Raw genomic sequence first — 18,814 nt, forward strand, 5'->3', positions numbered from 1 at the left:
CCGGTGCACGCACGCGGGTGCGGGACCGCGTCGTGGCCTGCATACCCTGGATGACGTGTACCGGTTCCTGCTCGCTCCGCGATGGCTGGCGTTCCACCTGCTGGTCCTGCTGGTCATCCCCTCGTTCTTCCTGCTGGGGCAGTGGCAGTTCGGCCGGTACGAGACGCGCTCGGCCAACCAGGCGCGCACCCAGGCCAACCTCGCGGCCGAGCCCGTCCCCCTGGACCGCCTGACCACCGTCGGCGGGACGGTCGGCGACGAGATCAAATTCCGGGCCGTCACGGTGTCGGGCCGCTACGACCCGGCCCACGAGCTGCTCGTACGACGCCGCCCCCTGGACGGCCGGCTCGGCTACTACGTCCTGACCCCGCTGATCACCGGCGAGGGGCAGGCGGTGCTGGTGAACCGAGGCTGGGTGGGCATGGGCGCCACGGCGGAGGCGCGGCCCGATGTGCCCGCCCCGACGGCCGGCGAGGTGACCGTGCGGGGCAGGCTGCGACCGGCCGAGACCGAGGAGAACAGCGGCATCACCGACCGGAAGGGACTGCCCGCCGGCCAGATCCTGCTGATCAACACTCCGGAACTCGCCAAGAGCCTGCCGTACCGCCTCTACGGAGGGTATGTTCAGCTCGGCTCCCAGCAGCCCCCCGCCGCGACCGCGCCCACCCCGGTCCCCGATCCGGAGCCGGACGGCGGAGGCGGCCTGAACCTCGCCTACAGCGTCCAGTGGTGGTTGTTCATCGGCATCGCCATCGGCGGATGGTTCGTTCTCATCCGGCGCGAGGCACGCGATCGCAAGGCCGCCGCCGAGAAGTCCACACCCCCAAACATCAGGGCTTATTCCGATAAAGTGACCGGCTAAGCGCTGCGGGTGAATGAACGGATACCAACCGGAGACCTGCCAGCTTGTATGGCGTTATTCCATGGCCTTACGGTTTCCCTGTGACTACTCCGCCGCCTCTCCCCGACCCCGAGCCCAGGCGGCGGGATTATGTGATCATTTCGGCGGATGACCACCTCATCGAGCCCCCTGACCTATTTGAGGACCGGCTGCCGGAGAAGTACGCCGAGCTCGCCCCCAAGGTCGTCGAGACCGACGCCGGGCACCAGGTGTGGCGCTACGGCGGAGTCACCTACCCGTGCGCGGGCCTCGACGTCGGTGCCGGCCTGCCGCCCGAGCAGCGCACCCTGGAGCCCGTCCGCTTCGACGAGATGCGCCCCGGCTGCTACGACATCGAGGCACGGGTCGCGGACATGGACCGCGCGGGCGTGTGGGCCGCGCTGTGCTTCCCGGGCATGCTCGCGGGTCAGGCTGGAACGGTCTTCTCCAAGACGCGTGACCAGGACCTCGGCCTCGCCCTGGTCCGGGCCTGGAACGATTGGCACGTCGAGGTGTGGGCCGGCACGTACCCGGAGCGCATCATCGCGCTGCAACTGCCGTGGCTGCCGGACCCGGAGATCGCGGGCAAGGAGATCCGGGCGAACGCCGAACGGGGCTTCAAGGCCGTGCTCTTCCCGGAGTTCCCCTCACGGCTGCGGCTCCCGTCGATCCATTCCCGCCACTGGGACCCGTTCTTCGCCGCGTGCGAGGAGACCGGCACGGTCGTGTGCCTGCACAGCGGCTCGGCCTCGTGGGCGCCGGTGCCCTCGCCCGACACCCCCATCGAGGCGATCACCACGCTGATCCCGGCGAGCGCGATGTTCGCCTGCGCCGACTGGCTGTGGTCGGGCATCCCGCTGCGCTTCCCCAAGCTGCGCATTCTCATCGTGGAGGGCGGGGTCGGCTGGCTGCCCATGCTCGCCGAGCGCGCCGACTACGCGCTGGACCACCCGGTGGCCGGGGAGGCCGACTGGGAGGGCGGCCTGCGTCCCAGCGAGGTGCTGCGCCGCAACTTCTTCTTCGGCACCCTCAACGACCACGCCCTGTCCGGCGTACGGCTCGCCGTCGGCCTGGAGCACGTCCTGCTGGAGAGCGGCTACCCCCACGCCGACTCGACCTGGCCCGACACCCAGCGCACCGTGGCCCGCAACCTGGGAACGCTCCCGCCCACCGACATCGCCCGGGTCGCGTACGGCAACGCCGCCCGCCTCTTCGGGCATCCCCTGCCCTCCAGGGCCTGGCTCCGCATGGAGACCATCTGACGGGACCCGCTGACGGGACCTGCTGATGGGGCCGGGAGCGACGCAAGACCGCTCTCCCGGCCCCTTTTTTCAGCGTGCGACGCGCTGCCGGGGCCCGGTGTGGCCGGTGTCGTCCTCAAGGCCACCGGTGATCCGGTGGCGCTCCCAGTCGAGGTACTGGCCGCTCTCCGAGAGCAGCGCGGTCATCAACCACAGGAAGACGCCGAAGTCGTCGGCGACGCCGAGCACCGCCAGGAAGTCCGGCACGACGTCGATCGGAGACAGGATGTAGGCCACGCCGAGCCCCATCATGCCGAGCTTGCGCATGCTCAGGTGCGGATAGTCGCCGCGCAACGTGCCGCGCAGCATTCGCGGAACCGCCCGTACCCGGGCCATCAGACCCGCCGCACCCGGTCGTTTCACCTCGCGGTAGGCATGCCAGGCCGCGAGCGCCCGTCCCGCCTTCTTCATCGGTCGCTCACCATTCCTCACTCGATGCCGTTCGCCCCGCCCCCCTACCCGGCCGGGCATAGGCATAACGAACGAGAGTCGCGACACGTCCCCGGGTCCCGCCTATTGCGATTGCTTCTCCAGATCCGGCTTCTCGGTCGCCGCGACGGCGCGTTGGCGTGCTGCGCCGGTGGACGGTGCCCGACCCGGTGCACGTTGCGGACACAACGCCAGAATCTCCAGGGCTTATTCACCGGCCATGCGTACGCGAGAGGCCCTAACCGCGCGAACGCGCCGTCAACGAGCGCGGGCCGGTCACGAACCGCCGGGCGCGAGGGCCCGCACCACCTCGTCGATCGGCGTGTCGTCCACGGGGACGGGGGCGAGCACCGGCGTGTCCAGACCGTTGGCCACGTACTGCTCGATTTTGGCCCGGCACGTCGCCGCGTCCCCGTGCACGACGAGCGCGTCCACGACCTCGTCGGGGATGGCCTTGAGGGCGGCCTTGCGGTCGCCGGCCGTCCACGCCTCATGCATCGGCCGCAGCGCCTCCCCCCTCCCGAGCCAGTCGTGGAAGGCCGCGTACACGGGGACGGTCAGGTAGCTCGCCAGCATCCACCGCGCGCGTTCCCTGACCTTCTCGACGTCCTCGCTCACGCACACGAACAGCCGCGCGATCAACTCGACGTCCGGCCCGATCTCGGCGCGCACCTTGCGGACGTCGTCCGGCGACAGCCAGTTGGTGATCACGCCGTCCGCCTCCCGGGCGGCCAGCCGCAGCATGCCGGGCCGCAGCGCGGCCAGCACGATCTTCGGCGGGATCGCAGGAGCCCGCTCCAGCCGGAATCCCTTCACCTCGAACGTCTCGTACGCCTCGGTGACCTTCTCGCCCGCCAGCGCCGCCCGCAGGAACCGCAGCGTGTCCCGGGTCCGCGCGTACGGCTTGGCGAATTCCCCGGCGTTCCACCGCTCGACGATCGCGGGCGACGACGAGCCGATGCCGAGCACGAACCGCCCGGGGGCGATGTCGGCGATCGCGGCCGCCGACATCGCGAGCAGCCCGGGGCCCCGGGTGTACACCGGGATGATCGCGGTGCCGAGGCGCGCCTCGGGCGCCCAGTCGGCGGTGAGCGCCAGCGGCGTGAACCCGTCGCCGCCGCTCACCTCGGCGCTCCATACGTCGGTGTAGCCAAGGGACGGCAGGTCGGCGATGAGACCCTTGGCCTCGATCATCGTCCGGCCGATAAACGGAATCGTGATGCCCCAGCGATTCACCTGCCACCCCCAACGGGTCGAGAAGGACCGGCCGCGGAAGCCGTGCGACCACCATACCAACCGGACGGTATGGGCCAGGAGGCCCCCTCCCGCGGAAATTCGCGGTACCTAGGGGGCCTCCCGGCCCGTGAATATGTCGAGTCGCCGAGTGGCGATCCTTGCGGAGGCGAATTCTTCGGCTTCTTGCTTGGCTTCTTGGCTTCTTGCCGGCGGTCGAGAGAGACCACGGCCCCCGTTCGCGGCCCCCGTGCTTAAGAAGGCGTTGCTATGACTGCGGGATCTCGCCCACCTTGTCGACGTACCCGGTGAGTTCGAACGTTCGCTGCAGCAGCGGGAAGGGGACGCCTTCCTCCAGGATGTCGCTCTGCAGGAGCTTGCCCGAATCGGCGTCGAAGATCAGACGCAGGGTGACCGGGCCGCCCCTCTCGCTGTCCTGCTTGGTCCCCGGCGTCTCCAGCGAGATTCCGGTGCGTCCGAGCGCGTCGACGACGCCCGTGTGGGACTTGAACCCCGAGGCGGAGTCGGCCAGCACCTGGTACAGCGCCGCCCGGGTGCCCGGAGTGATCGGCGCAGTCAGCAGGTCCATGCTCGTGCTCCAGTAGAACTGGGCGAGAGACTCCCCCATTTCCTTCGCGGAGCTCTCCTCGTACACATCCAGCAGCTTCGCCTTGAGCCCCTTCTTGTCCGTCGGCAGGCTGCGGATGCTCGACCAGGTCAGGCTCGGGTTGCCGATCGACAGGATGTAATTCGGCTTACCCTCCTTCGTCGTCGGCCCCTCGTTCGCCCTCTCCTCCAGCACCGGGGAGCCCGCCTGTCGCCACTTGGCCTCGTCCTCGGGCGTCGCGAACGTGACCTTGGGCTTCTGGTTGTCCACCTCGCGGCCCTTGCCGTCACGCAGCGAGCGCCACGTCTCGGTGGTCGACGCGAAGCTCGCAGAGTAGGGGAGCGTCTCTTGCTTCAGCTCGATGAGCTTCCGCGTGAACGTCTTCTTCGCGGCCTCGATCTCGGCGGACGTGGCGTCCGGATCGTTCTTCGTGCGCTCGTACTCCTTGGACAGAATCGCCAATTTCTTGTAGTACTCCTCATCGGAGTTATGGATCAAAGCGCTGCCGCGCTCCCGCTGGTACCAGTATTCGCCCCGGCCGATCGGCTCCTTCGCCGCCACCTTCGCCACCGCCAGCAGGACCGCCCTGGCGTTCGCGGCCTTGGGAGCGGCGGGCGCCGAGGCCGAGTTCTTACGGGGGCTCGCCAGGGTGTCGGGGGCCGCGACGGAACCCCCGGCCGCCGAGCGCCCGGCCGCCGAATGATCCGAGATCACCTGCGGAATGACGATCACGGCGGCGGCCAGACCCGCGGCGGCGGCCGTACCCGCCATCACGAGAAATGGTCGGCGTCTGGACATAAGAAACCTCCGAGAATGTGGAGATGTGCGTGGAGATCGCATCGCGCGAACGAGATCGGCCGAGCGGCGCCGCCTGTAGGCGTCCTCGGTGAACTCGTCCGGGCGCAGCGTCTTAATGAGTTCCTTGAGAGGGTCGTGCTCGTTCATGTCTGTTCCCGGAAGAGGGCGAACGGTGGATTGGGCCGAAGCGCGTCGGCGAGACGACGGCGTGCGCGGAAGAGCCGGACGGAGAATGTTCGCGCCGAGCAGCCCACGACCTGGGAGGCCTCCGCCGGCGTGAGCCCGTACCAACTGGTCAGGATCAGCGCCTCCACGTCCTGGTTGCGCATCCCCGAGAGCACGGCGAGGGCCTCCTGCCGGGCGGCCACCCGCTCGGCGATGTCCCCCTCCACGAAGGTGGTCAACTCCTTGAGCCGAGCCACCAGTTCGTCCCCGCGGGACCGACGGGAACGCTGGTTGCGTACCAGATTCCGCGTCACCCCGAGCAGCCATGGCAGCGGAGGATCAGGCACATCGTTTAACCGCCGCCAGGCGACCAGGAACGTCTCGCTCGCCAAATCCTCCGCCCCGCTCGGGCCGACCCGGAGCAGGGCATAGGCCAGCACGTTCCGGTAGTGCCGGTCATAGAGGTTGGTGAATCGTTCTTCGGGATCGTCCACGCTAAGAACTGTCGCGGGCGACCGGCATTACTACCGGAGTTCGTAAAAAACTCAGAATTCACTCCTGACCCGCCGATCCCACGACCTCCTCCCTGGAGGGCGTGCATCGGTACGGCTCCCCGCCCGCCTTGCCATGCCCACTCCTCCGCCTCCGCACGTCGGGCGCGTCCGAGCTCGGCAGGGCCATGCCGGGAAAGCCGATACCCAGTCGTCCACGGCCACAGCCCTACCGGTGGCTTCAGGGCGCGGTGCACCGGGTCGCCATGAAACATGGCAAGATCGTTTTCATCACGACGCCGTACGGTGACCGGATCCACCCGCACGCGAGCCCCCGCCGTCACCCGCGTAGTTCGCGGATCACCCCGATGAAGTCCCGCGTCACGCCCCGCAGACCGGGCAGATGGGACAGGCCGACGAGCCGGTCGATGAGCGGAACCGACTGGTCGATCAGCCGATAGGTACGTTCGCAGCCGGGCGAGGTGTCGTGCACCCAGAACAGCACGATCCCCATCGACAACAGCCACAGCAGCTCGGGCAGCTCCGCGCGCAACTCGGCGTCGATACGGTCGCTCGCCCCCTCGACCACCTCGCGATAGAGGGCGATCGCCGCCTCCCTGGCGGGCGCGGACTCGCGGCTGAACGGGCTGAGCGGATTGCTCGGCTCGGCCGCGTGCTTGAAGAACTTCACCGCGAAGGGGTGGTACGGCTCCGACACCCGCACCCACGCCCGCAGCACCCCGCCCAGCCGGGCCGCGAGCGTGCGTTGGGTGGCGAGCACCTCCCGGCAGGCGTCCTCGTGCTCGGCCTGCGCCCGGTCGTAGTACGCCTGGACGAGCTGCTCCTTGGAGGAGAAGTAGTAGTAGGCGTTCCCGACCGACACCCCCGCCTCCGCCGCGATCGCGCGCATCGTCGTCGCCTCGAAGCCCCGCTCGCGGAAGAGCCGCAGCGCGGTCTCGACGATCAGCTCCCTGGTCGTCTCGCCCGCACGTGCCTTCGGCGCACCCACGTTCGCCACTGTACGGCTCTCGCGCCCGTCAGGTCCCGCCGCCCTCCGGTCACGGACCCGTCCGTTGATCGCCAGGTTCCCATAAAGATCATCCGTATTGAGGGATCAGTCCCGGTCTGCCGTGGGATCGATGTCTCAGCGTATAGATCGGCCTGATGAGGAACCAATCATGGAATCTCGTCCCTTACGGTGGGACCGCGTGCGCATGTCCGCCGCCGCGCTTCTCACCGTCCAGATGGCGATCACGGCGGTCGTCCCGGGAGCCGACGCCCCGATCTCCCCACCGTCGGCACGCCCACCCGACCCGTTCGGCCCGAACGGTCCGGACAGGGCGCTCCCCGACCGCTTCACCGACGCCTCGACGAGAGTCGCCACCATCGCCGAGGGCTTGGCGAGGGTCACCGCCTTTGCCGCCGCCCCGATGATGGATGCCCCCCGCACGGCCAGCCTGGCGCAGGACGCCGCCTCCACCGACGGCCCGGCGAAGTACGCCGCCCTGCCCGACGATCGGGCGACGGCCGTCATCCGCACCGGCGGCCCGATGCGACAACGCGGCCTGATGGGACAACGCGGCCTGATGGGACAACCGGGCGGCCTGACGGCACGATCCGCCTTCACCGGCGACCCGGCGGAGGAACTCGGCGGCAGGCGAACCATCGCCGCACCCGCCCTGACTTCCCGGGCACCCGCCGGACGGCTGCCCGCCGGTGCGTTCCGCCTCGTGTCGGCGGCCGACCGCCAGGACGCCGGATCCGGCGCCTATGGCCGGGCCGGCGGCCTGGTCCAACTCCTCGGCATGTCCTCCGGTGCCAAGACATTCGAGCGTCCGCAACGCCCGCTGTTGCACGCGCACGCCCAGCTGTCCCACCGCTTCGCCGCAGCCCGGCTACGCGATGCGGGCATCAAACGAAGATCCACCGGCAGATGCGCCAGCAAGCACCGCCCGAACTGCACGTCCTACACCGCCATCCGCGCGGGCACGGTCGCCCAGTTGATCCGCCTGAAGCGCCGCAGCAGATGCTCGATCGTGGTCACCGGCGGCACCGAAACAGGCCACGCCCACGGACGGCACAGCCACGGCAGCGGCTACAAGGTCGACATAGCGACCAACGGCTGCATCGACGCCTACATCAGAAGAACGCACAAGCGGGTCGGCACCAGACCGGACGGCGCCGCCCTGTACCGCTCGGGAAACACCGCCAGAAGCGACATCTTCGCCCGCGAGCGCGACCACTGGGACATCACCTTCCGGTGACCGGCCACCGCCTACCCCCCACACCGGCGAGCACACCAGCGGGCACGACCAGGCAACTCCACGGCCACCGGTTCGGCGACGGTGCTGGAAGCGGCAGGTCATCGCCACAGATGGACAAGTCCAGTGCCCTGGGGAAGTCCAGCGCCTTGCAGCTCGGGCCTTCAAGGATGCCGTCCGGACGCCCGCCGTCGCAGGCGTCCGGAACACAAACGCGCCGACCCGACGATCAGGCGGTGAACTCCGCGGCCACCAGCTCGGCGATCTCAGCGGTGTTGAGAGCGGCCCCCTTGCGGAGGTTGTCGCCGCAGACGAACAGATCCAGGGTGTTGGGGAAGTCCAGCGCCTGGCGGATGCGGCCCACGTAGGTCGGGTCGGTGCCCACGACGTCGGCCGGCATCGGGAAGACGCCGTTCTCCGGGTCGTCGAGCACGACGACGGTCGGCGCCGCTTCCAGGACGGCCCGAGCGCCCTCGACCGTCACCGGCTCGGAGAAGGTCGCGTGGACCGCCAGCGAGTGCGTGGTGACGACCGGCACCCGGACACAGGTGGCCGACACCTTCAGATCCGGGATGCCCAGGATCTTGCGCGACTCGTTGCGGACCTTCAGCTCCTCGGAGAACCAGCCGTCGCCCTTGTACGAGCCCGCGGCCGGGACGACGTTGAAGGCGAGCGGCCCCGGGAACGGCGAGTCGGCCAGGTCGGGCACGGTCTTGCGGACGTCGCCGGCGACCGTGCCGAGGGTGCGGTCGCCCGCGACGGCCTCGACCTCGGCGTACAGCCGCTCGGGCCCCGCCACGCCCGCGCCGGACACCGCCTGGTAGGAGGCGACGACCAGCTCGCGCAGGCCGTACTCGCGGTGCAGCGCGCCCATCGCGGCCATCATCGACAGCGTCGTGCAGTTGGGGTTGGAGATGATGCCCTTGGGCCGGTTCCGCACCTGCTCGGGGTTGCACTCCGGCACCACGAGGGGAACGTCCGGGTCCATCCGGAAGGCACCTGAGTTGTCCACCACGACCGCGCCGCGGGCGGCGGCGATCGGGGCCCACTCGGCCGACACCTCGTCGGGGACGTCGAACATCGCCACGTCCACGCCGTCGAACGCCTCGGGGGACAGGGCCTGGACGACGACGTCCTCCCCGCGCACCCGCAGCACCTTCCCGGCCGAGCGTGCCGAGGCGATCAGGCGGATCTCCCCCCACACGTCGGGACGCCCGGAGAGGATGTCCAGCATCACCGTGCCGACCGCGCCGGTGGCCCCCACCACGGCGAGGGTGGGCTTGCGCCCGCCGCCCTGCGCGCCCGAGGCGGCGCCCGCCGGTTGGCTCGTCGTCTCGCTCATCGCCCGGTACCTCCGTACACCACGGCCTCCACCTGGTCGGCGTCGAGGTCGAACGCACGGTGCGCGGCGGTCACCGCGGCGTCCACGTCGTCCTGCCCGACGATCACCGAGATGCGGATCTCCGACGTGGAGATCATCTCGATGTTGACGCCCGCGTCGGCGATGGCGCCGAAGAACTTGGCGGTGACGCCCGGGTGCGAGCGCATGCCGGCCCCGATCAGCGACACCTTGCCGATCTGGTCGTCGAACAGCAGCGACTCGAACCCGATCTCCTCCTGGATCTTCTGCAGCGCCCCGATGGCGGTCGCGCCGTCGGCGGCCGGGAGGGTGAAGGAGATGTCGGTGCGCCCGGTGGCGGCGGCCGAGACGTTCTGCACGATCATGTCGATGTTGATCTCGACGTCGGCGAGCGCTTTGAAGATGGCGGCAGCCTCTCCGACCTTGTCGGGCACGCCGACAACGGTGATCTTGGCCTCGCTCCGGTCGTGCGCGACGCCGGAGATGATCGGCTGCTCCATCTCGCCTTCCTCACTGACGGGGTCGGAGACGACCCACGTGCCTTCCTTGTTGCTGAACGAGCTTCTGACGTGGATCGGCAGGTTGAACCGGCGGGCGTACTCCACACAGCGCAGGTGCAGGATCTTCGCGCCGCACGCGGCCATCTCCATCATCTCGTCGTAGGAGATGCGCGGGATGCGCCGGGCCGTGGGCACGATGCGCGGGTCGGCGGTGAAGACGCCGTCCACGTCGGTGTAGATCTCGCACACATCGGCGTTAAGCGCCGCCGCGAGGGCGACGGCGGTGGTGTCGGTGCCGCCACGGCCGAGGGTGGTGATGTCCTTGGTGTCCTGCGACACACCCTGGAAGCCGGCCACGATCGCGATCTGGCCGTTGTCGATGGCCTCCTGGATGCGGCCGGGGGTGACGTCGATGATGCGGGCCTTGCCGTGCGTGGAGTCGGTGATCACGCCTGCCTGGGAGCCGGTGAACGAGCGGGCCTCGTAGCCCAGGTTGCCGATCGCCATGGCCAGCAGCGCCATCGAGATGCGCTCACCGGCGGTGAGCAGCATGTCCAGCTCGCGTCCTGGCGGCAGCGGCGAGACCTGCTTGGCGAGGTCCAGCAACTCGTCGGTGGTGTCCCCCATCGCGGAGACCGCCACGACGACGTCGTTCCCGGCTTTTTTCGTCGCGACGATCCGCTGCGCGACCCGCTTGATGCAGGCAGCATCGGCGACGGACGAACCACCGTACTTTTGAACAACGAGCGCCACGACATGTCTCCGGAAGTCAGACTGCGGAAGCCACAGTTTACTTAGCTCCGCCGGGCGTTCCGCGGGTCCGCCCAGCATGTGGACAACTCCGCGATCATGGCCCTGACCTGTGGATAACCGAGGAGCACCGGTCTTCGCAAGCTGCGGTGACGGAGTACCCGTGCCGTGGAGGGCCTGTCGAGCAGGCAAATCGCGGGAACGGCCGCCCGCATGCGCCATCCCGGCCGCCAGGGGCTTCGACACGGATCACACCATCGGCGGCAGCCCGAAGGATCACCACGCCTCACGGGGATCTGTGATTTCAGTCACGAGGCCCGTCCGATGCGGGCACGCCACCGGACGCTGCCGTGATGGATATCCGACCGGCGCAGACGCCCTGTCGCGTTCGCCACCGGCTCACGGCCACGCGGGACCGCCCGGAGTGGGATCGCCGCGTGGGCCGGCATGTGGACCCACTGTGGACCGCTTTCCGGGCTCCTTCCGGCTCCTTCCGGCTCTTTCCGGGCTCTTTCTGGGCTCTTTCCGATCTCCGCCGCCCATCCGGACGTAAGTCCCGGCGACGAGTCGATCAGACCGGCGTACGCTCCTCTTCGACGTCGAGCCGCGTGTGGGCGACGAGGGCCTGCAGGGCGCGCATCGCGGCCCCGGCGTGGTTCCCCCAGGTGTTGAAGTAGGAGTACTGCAGCCACCACAGCGCCTCAAGCGGCCGACCGGCCTGGTAGTGACGCAGGCCGTGGACGAGGTCGGCCGCCACCGCGGCGAGGTCGTCGGACAGACGGTACGCGGTCACCGTGGTGTCCTTGTATGGATCGAACACCTCGGCGTAGTCGTCCACCGGGCCGAGCCGGGCCGCCAAGGCCGTGCGCAGCGGGTCGACGTCGGGGTCGGGACCGATCGGCGGCTCGATGTTGTTCTGCAGAATCACGTCCTCGACCGCGCCGAGTTGCGCCCCGGCGAGGCTCACCTGGCTGACCTCCACCAGCAGCAGCGGGAGGATGGCGTCCCCGCCCTCGCCGTTGGCCAGCCGCGTCAGACCGTCGAGGAAGTTCTGCGCGTGCCCCGCGACACGCTCGGCGAGAGCGTTCCACTCGTCATACATCCAGCAGTCTCCGTCCTTCGAACGCACGGCCCAGTGTGACCTCGTCGGCGTACTCCAGATCGCCGCCGACGGGCAGCCCGCTGGCCAGCCGTGTCACTTTCAAACCCATCGGCTTGACGAGCCGGGCGAGGTAGGTCGCGGTCGCCTCACCCTCGAGGTTGGGGTCGGTGGCGAGGATCAACTCGGTGACCTGGCCGTCCGCCAGCCTCGTCATGAGTTCCCTGATGCGCAGATCGTCCGGGCCGACGCCGTCGATGGGACTGATCGCACCGCCCAGGACGTGGTACCGCCCGCGGAACTCGCGGGTCTTCTCGATCGCGACGACGTCCTTGGACTCCTCGACGACGCAGATCACGTGGGGGTCGCGCCGCATGTCGCGGCAGATCCGGCACTCCTCCTCAGCCGCGACGTTCCCGCACACCCGGCAAAAGCGCACCTTCTCCTTGACCTCAAGCAGCACGTGCGCGAGCCGCTTGACATCCGCCGGGTCCGCGGCGAGCAGGTGGAACGCGATGCGCTGCGCGCTCTTGGGACCGACGCCCGGCAGCGTGCCGAGCTCGTCGATCAGGCTCTGGACGACCCCTTCGTACATCGGTCGAAACCCGTGCTCAGAACCCGGGCAGCGCCGGACCGCCGAAGGCGCCGCCCAGCCCCTGCGCCAACGGGCCGAGCTTCTCCTGCTGCAGTTCCGCGGCCGCCCTCGTGGCGTCCCGAACGGCCGCGATCACCAGGTCGGCGATCGTCTCGGCGGTGTCATCGGGGTCATCGGGATCGATGACCTTCGGACTGATCTTCAGCTCCAGCAGGTCCCCGCCGCCGTTGACGACGGCGACGACCAGCCCGCCGCCCGCGGTGCCCTCGACCTGGGCGTCGTTGAGCTCCTGCTGCGCGGTAACGAACTGCTGCTGCATGAGCTGCGCCTGCTCCAGCATCTGCTGCAGGTTGACATCCCCTGGATTCACGATGGTGCGCTCCTCATGGCTTCGCTTGTCTTCACGAGCCTACGGGGTTTGCCCCAGGAGTTGCACTGGAGGACGCACGTGTTCCACCGGACGGGCCGACGATCCATGCGACCGTACGCCCAGCCCCACCCGGCCGCGCTGCTCCCCCGGCCGCAACGAATCGCCTGGTTCGTCGCGATGCCCACACATGTACGCGGTCCGCGTGGCGTCGGTCGGCACCGTACATCGGCACGCCCTCGCGACATCCGTAAATTACCGACCGGCGAAACGATGCGGCCACGACAGCCGTTTCGGTCACCGCCGCGCAGGCGCGTCCACCGTCGGCCCCCGCCCCGCCACCGACACCGTCGCCGCCCGCACCGCTCGCCTGCGAATCCGGTTTGGTGACCGTGCACGGCTCCTGACGCTCCGGGGCCGGACCGATCAGGCACCAGGGAAGCCGTGGCACCCGCAAACGATGCACGCCATCCCGAGGCCGGCCACCCCGTCACGCTCACCATCGCCGGCGGGCTCCACTGATCGGCACCGGCCCGGACGACGACCACCGATGCGGCAGCCGGGCGACGGGCCCTGTCATCACCCGGCGACCGGGTGCTAGGTGTGATCGATCTCACCGATGATCTGTCCGCCGAGCTCACGCTGGATCAACTGCATGCCCACCAGGCCGTCGCCGTCGGCGTCCATGTCGTTGTCCGGGTCCACCTCGTCCACATCCGCCGCGGGGCGACGGCCCGGCACCGCGTCGGGCCAGGCGTCGACCCCACCGCCCTGCCGCGCACCCGGCTGGCCGGTGCGCGGGCGCGCCTGGGCGGCGGCTTTGGCGGCGGAACGCGCCGCGGCGAGACCGGCCGTAGGCGCGGGACTGGCAGGCTCATACTCGTCGTCGGACGGCGCGTCGGGCCAGGAGTCGTCGGTGGCGGACGCCGCCTGCGACTGCCGCGCCGACGCGGGACGGCCCGCCCCGGTCTGTACGGCCGTGCCCCCCGCCCCAGCGGAGCCGCGCGCGGCGGACGCGGAGGCCCCCGTTCCTCCAAGGCCATCCGAACCTCTGACCCCGACTTCCCCGGACCCACCCGAGGGCACGGCTCCTCCGCCCCCCGCCGGGCCCCCCGCCGAGGCGAAGCCACCGCCCGCAGAAGTTCCTCCACCGGAACCGGCGCCACCCGCCGCAGGCGCGGAGCCCCCCGGACCAGAGGCATGACCAAATGAGCCGCCTCCGGCCGGACCGCCACGTGCCCCCGAACCCGAACCCGAACCCGGACCCGGACCCGGACCCGGAACCGACGCGGGACCGGATCCACCGGCCGGGCCGGTACCGCCCACCACGGCCTCAACACGCCACTGCCCGCCCAGCACCTCGCCGAGCGCCGCCGCCACGACCTCGTCGCGCTTGCCCGCGAGGAAGCCCTTCATCGTGCCGGGCTTGTCGAAGCTCAGCGTGGCGACGTTCCCCTCCAGGCCGATGAGCCGCCCTTCGGTGCTGAGAATGCTCCACGTCACCCGCTGGCGCTGTTTGATCGCCTCCAGCACCCGAGGCCACGCCTGGAACGCCGCAGCGGCCCCACCGGAGCTCGCCTGCGCCGTCGGCGACGCGGCCGAGGAAGCGGCGGCCGGCGGTACACCCGCGGCCGAGCCACTCCCCTGCCGCCCATGCGAGCCCTCGGACCGCGCGGATCCGGGCCGCGAAGGCTCGGGCCAATCGTCGGCGGGCCGTACCCCCGACACCCCGGACATCCCGGGCGCGGCGGACGAGCCGGAACCCGCACCCGGCGACGAAGGGCCGACAGGCCCTCCCTGCACCGGCGCGGCCTGCACCGGCGCGGCCTGAGCCGGTGCGGTCTGAGCCTGCGCGGCCCCGACCGGAGCCGAAGACACGGAACCGCCGCCCGCCTGCGACACGACCGGGCCAGCTGCTTGAGCGGGCACGGCGGCAGGTGCCGGGGCCTGCGCGTACACCTGCACGGAACCGGACGCGACACCGCGCTCAAGACGCTCCAGCCGGGCGAGGACGGACGCCTCCCCCTGGTCGGCCCCCGGCAACAGCACACGGGCGCACATCAACTCAAGCAGCAGCCGAGGCGACGTGGCCCCGCGCATCTCGGTGAGCCCGGCGTTGAACACCTCGGCGGCCCGCGTCAGCTCCGCCGGCCCCATCAGCGCCACCTGGGCCTTCAAACGCTCCAGTTCATCGTCGGGCCGGTCGAGCAGCCCGTTGGCGGCTGCCTCGGGCACATTGGCGAGCACCACCAGGTCCCGGAACCGTTCCAGCAGGTCCATCGCGAACCGACGCGGATCGTGCCCGCCCTCGATCACCCGGTTGAGCGCCTGAAACACCTTCGCGCCGTCCCGCCGCGCGAACGCGTCCACCACCTCGTCGAGCAGGTCCGCGTCGGTGTACCCCAGCAGCGAGACCGCCCGCTGGTACGTGATGCCCGACTCGTCCGACCCGGCGAGCAACTGATCGAGGATCGACAGCGAGTCCCGCGCCGACCCCGCCCCCGCCCGCACGGCCAGCGGCAACGCCGCCGCCTCGTACGGCACGCCCTCGGCCTGAAGGATCTCCTCCATCAGTTGCCGCAACGTCGACGGCGGCATCAGCCGGAACGGATAGTGGTGCGTCCGCGACTTGATCGTGCCGATGACCTTCTCCGGCTCGGTCGTCGCGAACACGAACTTCAGATGCGGCGGCGGCTCCTCGACGAGCTTGAGCAGCGCGTTGAACCCTTCCCGGGTCACCATGTGCGCCTCGTCGATGATGTAAATCTTGAACCGCGCCGAAACCGGGGCGAAGAACGCCCGCTCACGAAGATCACGCGCGTCGTCCACACCACCGTGCGACGCCGCGTCGATCTCTATGACATCGAGGTGACCGGGCCCGGTGGGCGCGAGCGCGACACACGACTCGCACACCCCACACGGATCGGGCGTGGGCCCCTTCTCGCAGTTGAGGGACCGGGCGAGAATGCGCGCGCTTGAGGTCTTGCCGCATCCGCGCGGCCCACTGAACAGGTAAGCGTGGTGAATCCGGCCGGTGCGCAACGCCTGCCGCAACGGCTCGGTGACATGCTCTTGACCCTTGACCTCGGCGAACGTCCCGGGCCGGTACTTGCGGTAGAGCGCAAGACTCATGAGGGGTGATCCCGTCCGGTGACTAAGGCTAGGGACCCCCCGCGCACCCGCCAGAGCCCGCTTATCCTTGCTGCCTTCCGGCCCTGGGGAGGTTCACAGGATGACGCCGCACGAGGGGTCGCCGACCAGTCTAGCCATGTCCAGCAGTGCTCGGGCGCATACACGCCACCCACCCGAACAGACTCCCCACCACCCCACGCACCCCGCCCCCAAGACTCCGCCGTTCCCCATCCAGCCGACAATCCACCACGGCCTCCGCAGACCCGCCCTCCCCGACAAGCACCTCGCCCCACCGCGCCATCACACCCGCCGCCGTACGCCGAGCCGCCTGCCACCTTCAACCTGACGACCTCCTGAGCAGCACCGAACCGCGACGCGACCACAAGGCGGCCGATTCGTGACCATCCACACGCCGGGAACATGGTCTACGCACCGCTGAAAGTTAGATAGGCTTCTCCACGGAGGATTCGCCTAGTTGGCCTAGGGCGCACGCTTGGAAAGCGTGTTGGGGGCAACCCCTCGCGAGTTCGAATCTCGCATCCTCCGCGCTTGGTTGAGCAGCGCCATAGGGCCGGTCCAGTCATGGACCGGCCCTATGCGTGTCCAGGGCCCGCCTGTCCGAACTCTCGGTTTGGTCCTCAGTTGTCTCCTTCAGGGCATGGACCACCCGCCGCGCCGCCGTCAGCGCTGCCAGTCGGCTTCCTGTCTGCTTTTCCCCGGCGCTATCGGTGCGCGAGAAGGACCGCGTGGTGGTCGATGTCGGCAGGGCCGTCGGGGTCGGCGTGTACGGTGGCGGCCCGCAGACATGGCAGCTCGTGGATGAGCCGGTGTTCGGCCTCCACCGCCACGGCGTGCGCCGCGATGAGCGACAGTTCGTGGCGTACCGCGATCTCGACCTCGGCGCGCAAGGCGTGACCGATCCAGCGCAGCCGGACCGCGCCGACCCGCTCAACCCCGGGCACGCCTGACAAGATCTGCTCGGCCTGTGCGATCAATTCGGGATCGACCGCGTCCATCAGCCGGTGATAGATCTCTCGGGCGGCGTCCCGCAGGACGAAGCAGATCGCCACCGTGATCAGCAAACCGACGAGCGGATCGGCGAGCGGGAAGCCGAGCGCGCTGCCGCCGGCGCCGAGAAGAACGGCCAGGGAGGTGAAGCCGTCAGTGCGGGCGTGCAGGCCGTCGGCCACCAGCGCGGCCGAGCCGATCTCGCGACCGACCTTGATCCGGTAGCGGGCCACCCATTCATTGCCGAGGAAGCCGACCACGCCGGCGGCGGCCACCAGGCCAAGCGCTTGCACGTCTTCGGGAGCGATCAGACGCTTGACGGCCTCGTACCCGGCCATGCCCGCCGAGAGGGCGATCAAGGCCACGATGACGATCCCGGCCAGGTCCTCGGCCCGGCCATAGCCGTACGTGAACCGGCGCGTGGCCGCCCGACGCCCCAGTGAGAAGGCGATCGCCAGCGGGACCGCCGTCAGCGCATCGGCGAAGTTGTGCAGCGTGTCGCCCAGCAGCGCCACCGATCCGGAGGCGGCCACGATCGTCGCTTGGACCAGCGCGGTCGCCATGAGCACGGCAAAAGAGATCGCCAGCACGCGTAGGCCCCGACTGCTGGACTCCAGAGCCGCGTCGGTCTTGGCGGCACTGTCATGACTGTGCGGAGTGAAGGCGTGACCAGCGCGGGCAAGCAGCGCGCGCACATTGCCGGACCCGCCTGTCCCTCGTTGCCCGTGTCCGTGGCCGTGTCCGTGTCCGTGACCCTCACTCACGTAATCGGTCGGACGGCCGGTCGGTACCTGGTCACGGCACTGCTGCTCGCGGGGAGTGCTCTGGTCGGTCACAACGGCTCCAGCTTGTGGGGATAGGGGTACACCGGATGGGTCGGCTGGACGGCGCACCACACATCCTCCATTATGTGCATATGAGCGCACGCATGCACCTATCAGGTGCGTACGACTGGCAGGAACACACCACAGGCGAACACTCCCAAGGGGCCCAAGGGGAACGTCTGGCGGTGGCCGCCGACATCCTGTCCCTGCTGGCCGACCGCACCCGCTTGGCTCTGCTGCAACGGCTGTCGGAGGGAGAGGCGGATGTGACAACGCTCACAGCAGCCTGCGGCCTCGCCCGCCCTGCGGTGAGCCAGCACCTGGCCCGCCTGCGCTTGGCCGATCTCGTCACCACCCGCAAGGAGGGCCGCCGCGTGATCTACGCCCTGCGCCACGGGCACCTACGGCGCCTGGTCGACGAAGCACTCAACGCGGCGGACCATCAGCTCGGCCGCCTCCCGTCCCACGATTGAACCCGCCCGGCAGGGCTGTGCGATGCCCCTCACCACCAGATGGGAGCGCCGTGATCAAATTCACTGGGCCCCGTGGTCGGCTCGGCGGACGCCACATGATCTCAATCAGGCGGACTGATCACGGCAGGCCAGGACATCGGACCGAAACCCAAGCCGGACTTCGAGATCGGATTCCGGCATCGTACGGCCCCTCGCCGATTCTCTCCTAAACTACATAGCGTGATCTTTAAGATGGTCGGCGACGTACGCCCTTACCCCGAGCACGGACTCTCCAACCGGGAGTGGGCGCAGATACCTCCTCGCCAGGTCCGCCTCGACTCTCTGATCACCACCAAGGCCGTGCTCGACCTGCACTCCCTGCTCGCCAAGGACTCGACGTTCTACGGCGACCTGTTCCCGCACGTCATCCAGTGGCGCGGCGAGCTCTACCTCGAAGACGGCCTGCACCGCGCCCTCCGCGCCGCCCTCCACCAGCGCTCGGTCCTCCACGCCCGCGTCCTGGAGTTGGAGAACGACGAGTAGAACCCCTCCAGCCGGGACA

General features: G+C 69.7%; 17 protein-coding genes, 1 tRNA gene and 1 other RNA gene. 6 read left to right on the forward strand and 13 right to left on the reverse strand.

Annotation, left to right across the window (positions count from 1 at the left end; all coding sequences use genetic code 11):
• Nucleotides 1-55: 55 nt before the first annotated feature.
• Together AB0K60_RS24715 and AB0K60_RS24720 are read left to right on the forward strand one after the other, a co-directional pair.
• The gene (locus AB0K60_RS24715; RefSeq protein ID WP_364059454.1) at nt 56-862 is read left to right on the forward strand and encodes an SURF1 family protein; all 807 of its coding nucleotides are present in this window, start codon (nt 56-58) and stop codon (nt 860-862) included.
• An 80-nt stretch (nt 863-942) separates the two neighbouring features.
• Nucleotides 943-2,142 (forward strand): amidohydrolase family protein, encoded by a 1,200-nt coding sequence (locus tag AB0K60_RS24720; RefSeq protein ID WP_364059457.1) that lies wholly within the window; start codon nt 943-945, stop codon nt 2,140-2,142.
• 69 nt (nt 2,143-2,211) lie between these two features.
• Here AB0K60_RS24720 and AB0K60_RS24725 read toward each other — a convergent pair whose 3' ends face one another.
• The 5 genes from AB0K60_RS24725 to AB0K60_RS24745 form a co-directional block, all read right to left on the reverse strand.
• A complete protein-coding gene (locus AB0K60_RS24725; protein ID WP_364059460.1) occupies nt 2,212-2,592 on the reverse strand; it encodes a DUF1232 domain-containing protein in 381 nt (126 codons plus the stop codon).
• Between the two features lie 294 nt (nt 2,593-2,886).
• Entirely contained in the window at nt 2,887-3,846 is a 960-nt protein-coding gene (locus AB0K60_RS24730; protein ID WP_364059463.1) for an LLM class F420-dependent oxidoreductase, read from the reverse strand.
• Nucleotides 3,847-4,111: 265 nt separating this feature from the next.
• The gene (locus AB0K60_RS24735) at nt 4,112-5,221 is read right to left on the reverse strand and encodes a hypothetical protein (protein ID WP_364059466.1); all 1,110 of its coding nucleotides are present in this window, start codon (nt 5,219-5,221) and stop codon (nt 4,112-4,114) included.
• A gap of 170 nt (nt 5,222-5,391) precedes the next feature.
• Nucleotides 5,392-5,907 (reverse strand): sigma-70 family RNA polymerase sigma factor, encoded by a 516-nt coding sequence (locus tag AB0K60_RS24740; RefSeq protein ID WP_364059469.1) that lies wholly within the window; start codon nt 5,905-5,907, stop codon nt 5,392-5,394.
• Nucleotides 5,908-6,244: 337 nt separating this feature from the next.
• On the reverse strand, nt 6,245-6,913 hold the full coding sequence (locus tag AB0K60_RS24745) for a TetR family transcriptional regulator (protein ID WP_364059472.1): 669 nt from the start codon (nt 6,911-6,913) through the stop codon (nt 6,245-6,247).
• Between the two features lie 169 nt (nt 6,914-7,082).
• Between AB0K60_RS24745 and AB0K60_RS24750 the strand changes: the two genes are divergently transcribed.
• On the forward strand, nt 7,083-8,168 hold the full coding sequence (locus AB0K60_RS24750; RefSeq protein ID WP_364059475.1) for a hypothetical protein: 1,086 nt from the start codon (nt 7,083-7,085) through the stop codon (nt 8,166-8,168).
• A gap of 226 nt (nt 8,169-8,394) precedes the next feature.
• Here AB0K60_RS24750 and AB0K60_RS24755 read toward each other — a convergent pair whose 3' ends face one another.
• The 7 genes from AB0K60_RS24755 to ffs form a co-directional block, all read right to left on the reverse strand.
• Nucleotides 8,395-9,507, reverse strand: coding sequence for an aspartate-semialdehyde dehydrogenase (locus AB0K60_RS24755; RefSeq protein WP_364059478.1), 1,113 nt, complete (start codon nt 9,505-9,507; stop codon nt 8,395-8,397).
• Nucleotides 9,504-10,778, reverse strand: coding sequence for an aspartate kinase (locus AB0K60_RS24760; RefSeq protein WP_364059755.1), 1,275 nt, complete (start codon nt 10,776-10,778; stop codon nt 9,504-9,506). The genes AB0K60_RS24755 and AB0K60_RS24760 overlap by 4 nt, the downstream gene beginning before the upstream one ends.
• Before the next feature lie 568 nt (nt 10,779-11,346).
• A complete protein-coding gene (locus AB0K60_RS24765) occupies nt 11,347-11,877 on the reverse strand; it encodes a DUF5063 domain-containing protein (RefSeq protein ID WP_364059481.1) in 531 nt (176 codons plus the stop codon).
• Nucleotides 11,870-12,469, reverse strand: coding sequence for a recombination mediator RecR (recR, locus tag AB0K60_RS24770; RefSeq protein ID WP_364059484.1), 600 nt, complete (start codon nt 12,467-12,469; stop codon nt 11,870-11,872). Before recR ends, AB0K60_RS24765 begins: the two co-directional genes overlap by 8 nt.
• Nucleotides 12,470-12,485: 16 nt before the next feature.
• Nucleotides 12,486-12,839 (reverse strand): YbaB/EbfC family nucleoid-associated protein, encoded by a 354-nt coding sequence (locus AB0K60_RS24775; RefSeq protein WP_364059487.1) that lies wholly within the window; start codon nt 12,837-12,839, stop codon nt 12,486-12,488.
• 594 nt (nt 12,840-13,433) lie between these two features.
• Nucleotides 13,434-15,968 carry a DNA polymerase III subunit gamma and tau gene (locus AB0K60_RS24780; protein WP_364059490.1) on the reverse strand — a complete coding sequence of 845 codons (2,535 nt, stop codon included), beginning with the start codon at nt 15,966-15,968 and terminating at the stop codon, nt 13,434-13,436.
• A gap of 27 nt (nt 15,969-15,995) precedes the next feature.
• Nucleotides 15,996-16,091, reverse strand: an RNA gene (ffs, locus tag AB0K60_RS24785) — signal recognition particle sRNA small type.
• A gap of 337 nt (nt 16,092-16,428) precedes the next feature.
• On the opposite strand from ffs, the gene AB0K60_RS24790 reads away from it, so the two are divergent.
• Nucleotides 16,429-16,514, forward strand: a tRNA-Ser gene (locus tag AB0K60_RS24790).
• A gap of 176 nt (nt 16,515-16,690) precedes the next feature.
• Here AB0K60_RS24790 and AB0K60_RS24795 read toward each other — a convergent pair.
• The gene (locus AB0K60_RS24795) at nt 16,691-17,812 is read right to left on the reverse strand and encodes a cation diffusion facilitator family transporter (RefSeq protein WP_364059493.1); all 1,122 of its coding nucleotides are present in this window, start codon (nt 17,810-17,812) and stop codon (nt 16,691-16,693) included.
• 80 nt (nt 17,813-17,892) lie between these two features.
• Between AB0K60_RS24795 and AB0K60_RS24800 the strand changes: the two genes are divergently transcribed.
• Both AB0K60_RS24800 and AB0K60_RS24805 read left to right on the forward strand, forming a co-directional pair.
• The gene (locus AB0K60_RS24800) at nt 17,893-18,273 is read left to right on the forward strand and encodes a metalloregulator ArsR/SmtB family transcription factor (protein WP_364059496.1); all 381 of its coding nucleotides are present in this window, start codon (nt 17,893-17,895) and stop codon (nt 18,271-18,273) included.
• Between the two features lie 219 nt (nt 18,274-18,492).
• Nucleotides 18,493-18,795: a type II toxin-antitoxin system VapB family antitoxin gene (locus AB0K60_RS24805; RefSeq protein WP_364059499.1), complete on the forward strand. Its 303-nt coding sequence runs from the start codon at nt 18,493-18,495 to the stop codon at nt 18,793-18,795.
• Nucleotides 18,796-18,814 lie beyond the last annotated feature (19 nt).

The sequence above is a fragment of the Thermopolyspora sp. NPDC052614 genome (assembly GCF_040678635.1).
In the GTDB taxonomy this organism is placed as follows: Bacteria; Actinomycetota; Actinomycetes; order Streptosporangiales; family Streptosporangiaceae; genus Thermopolyspora.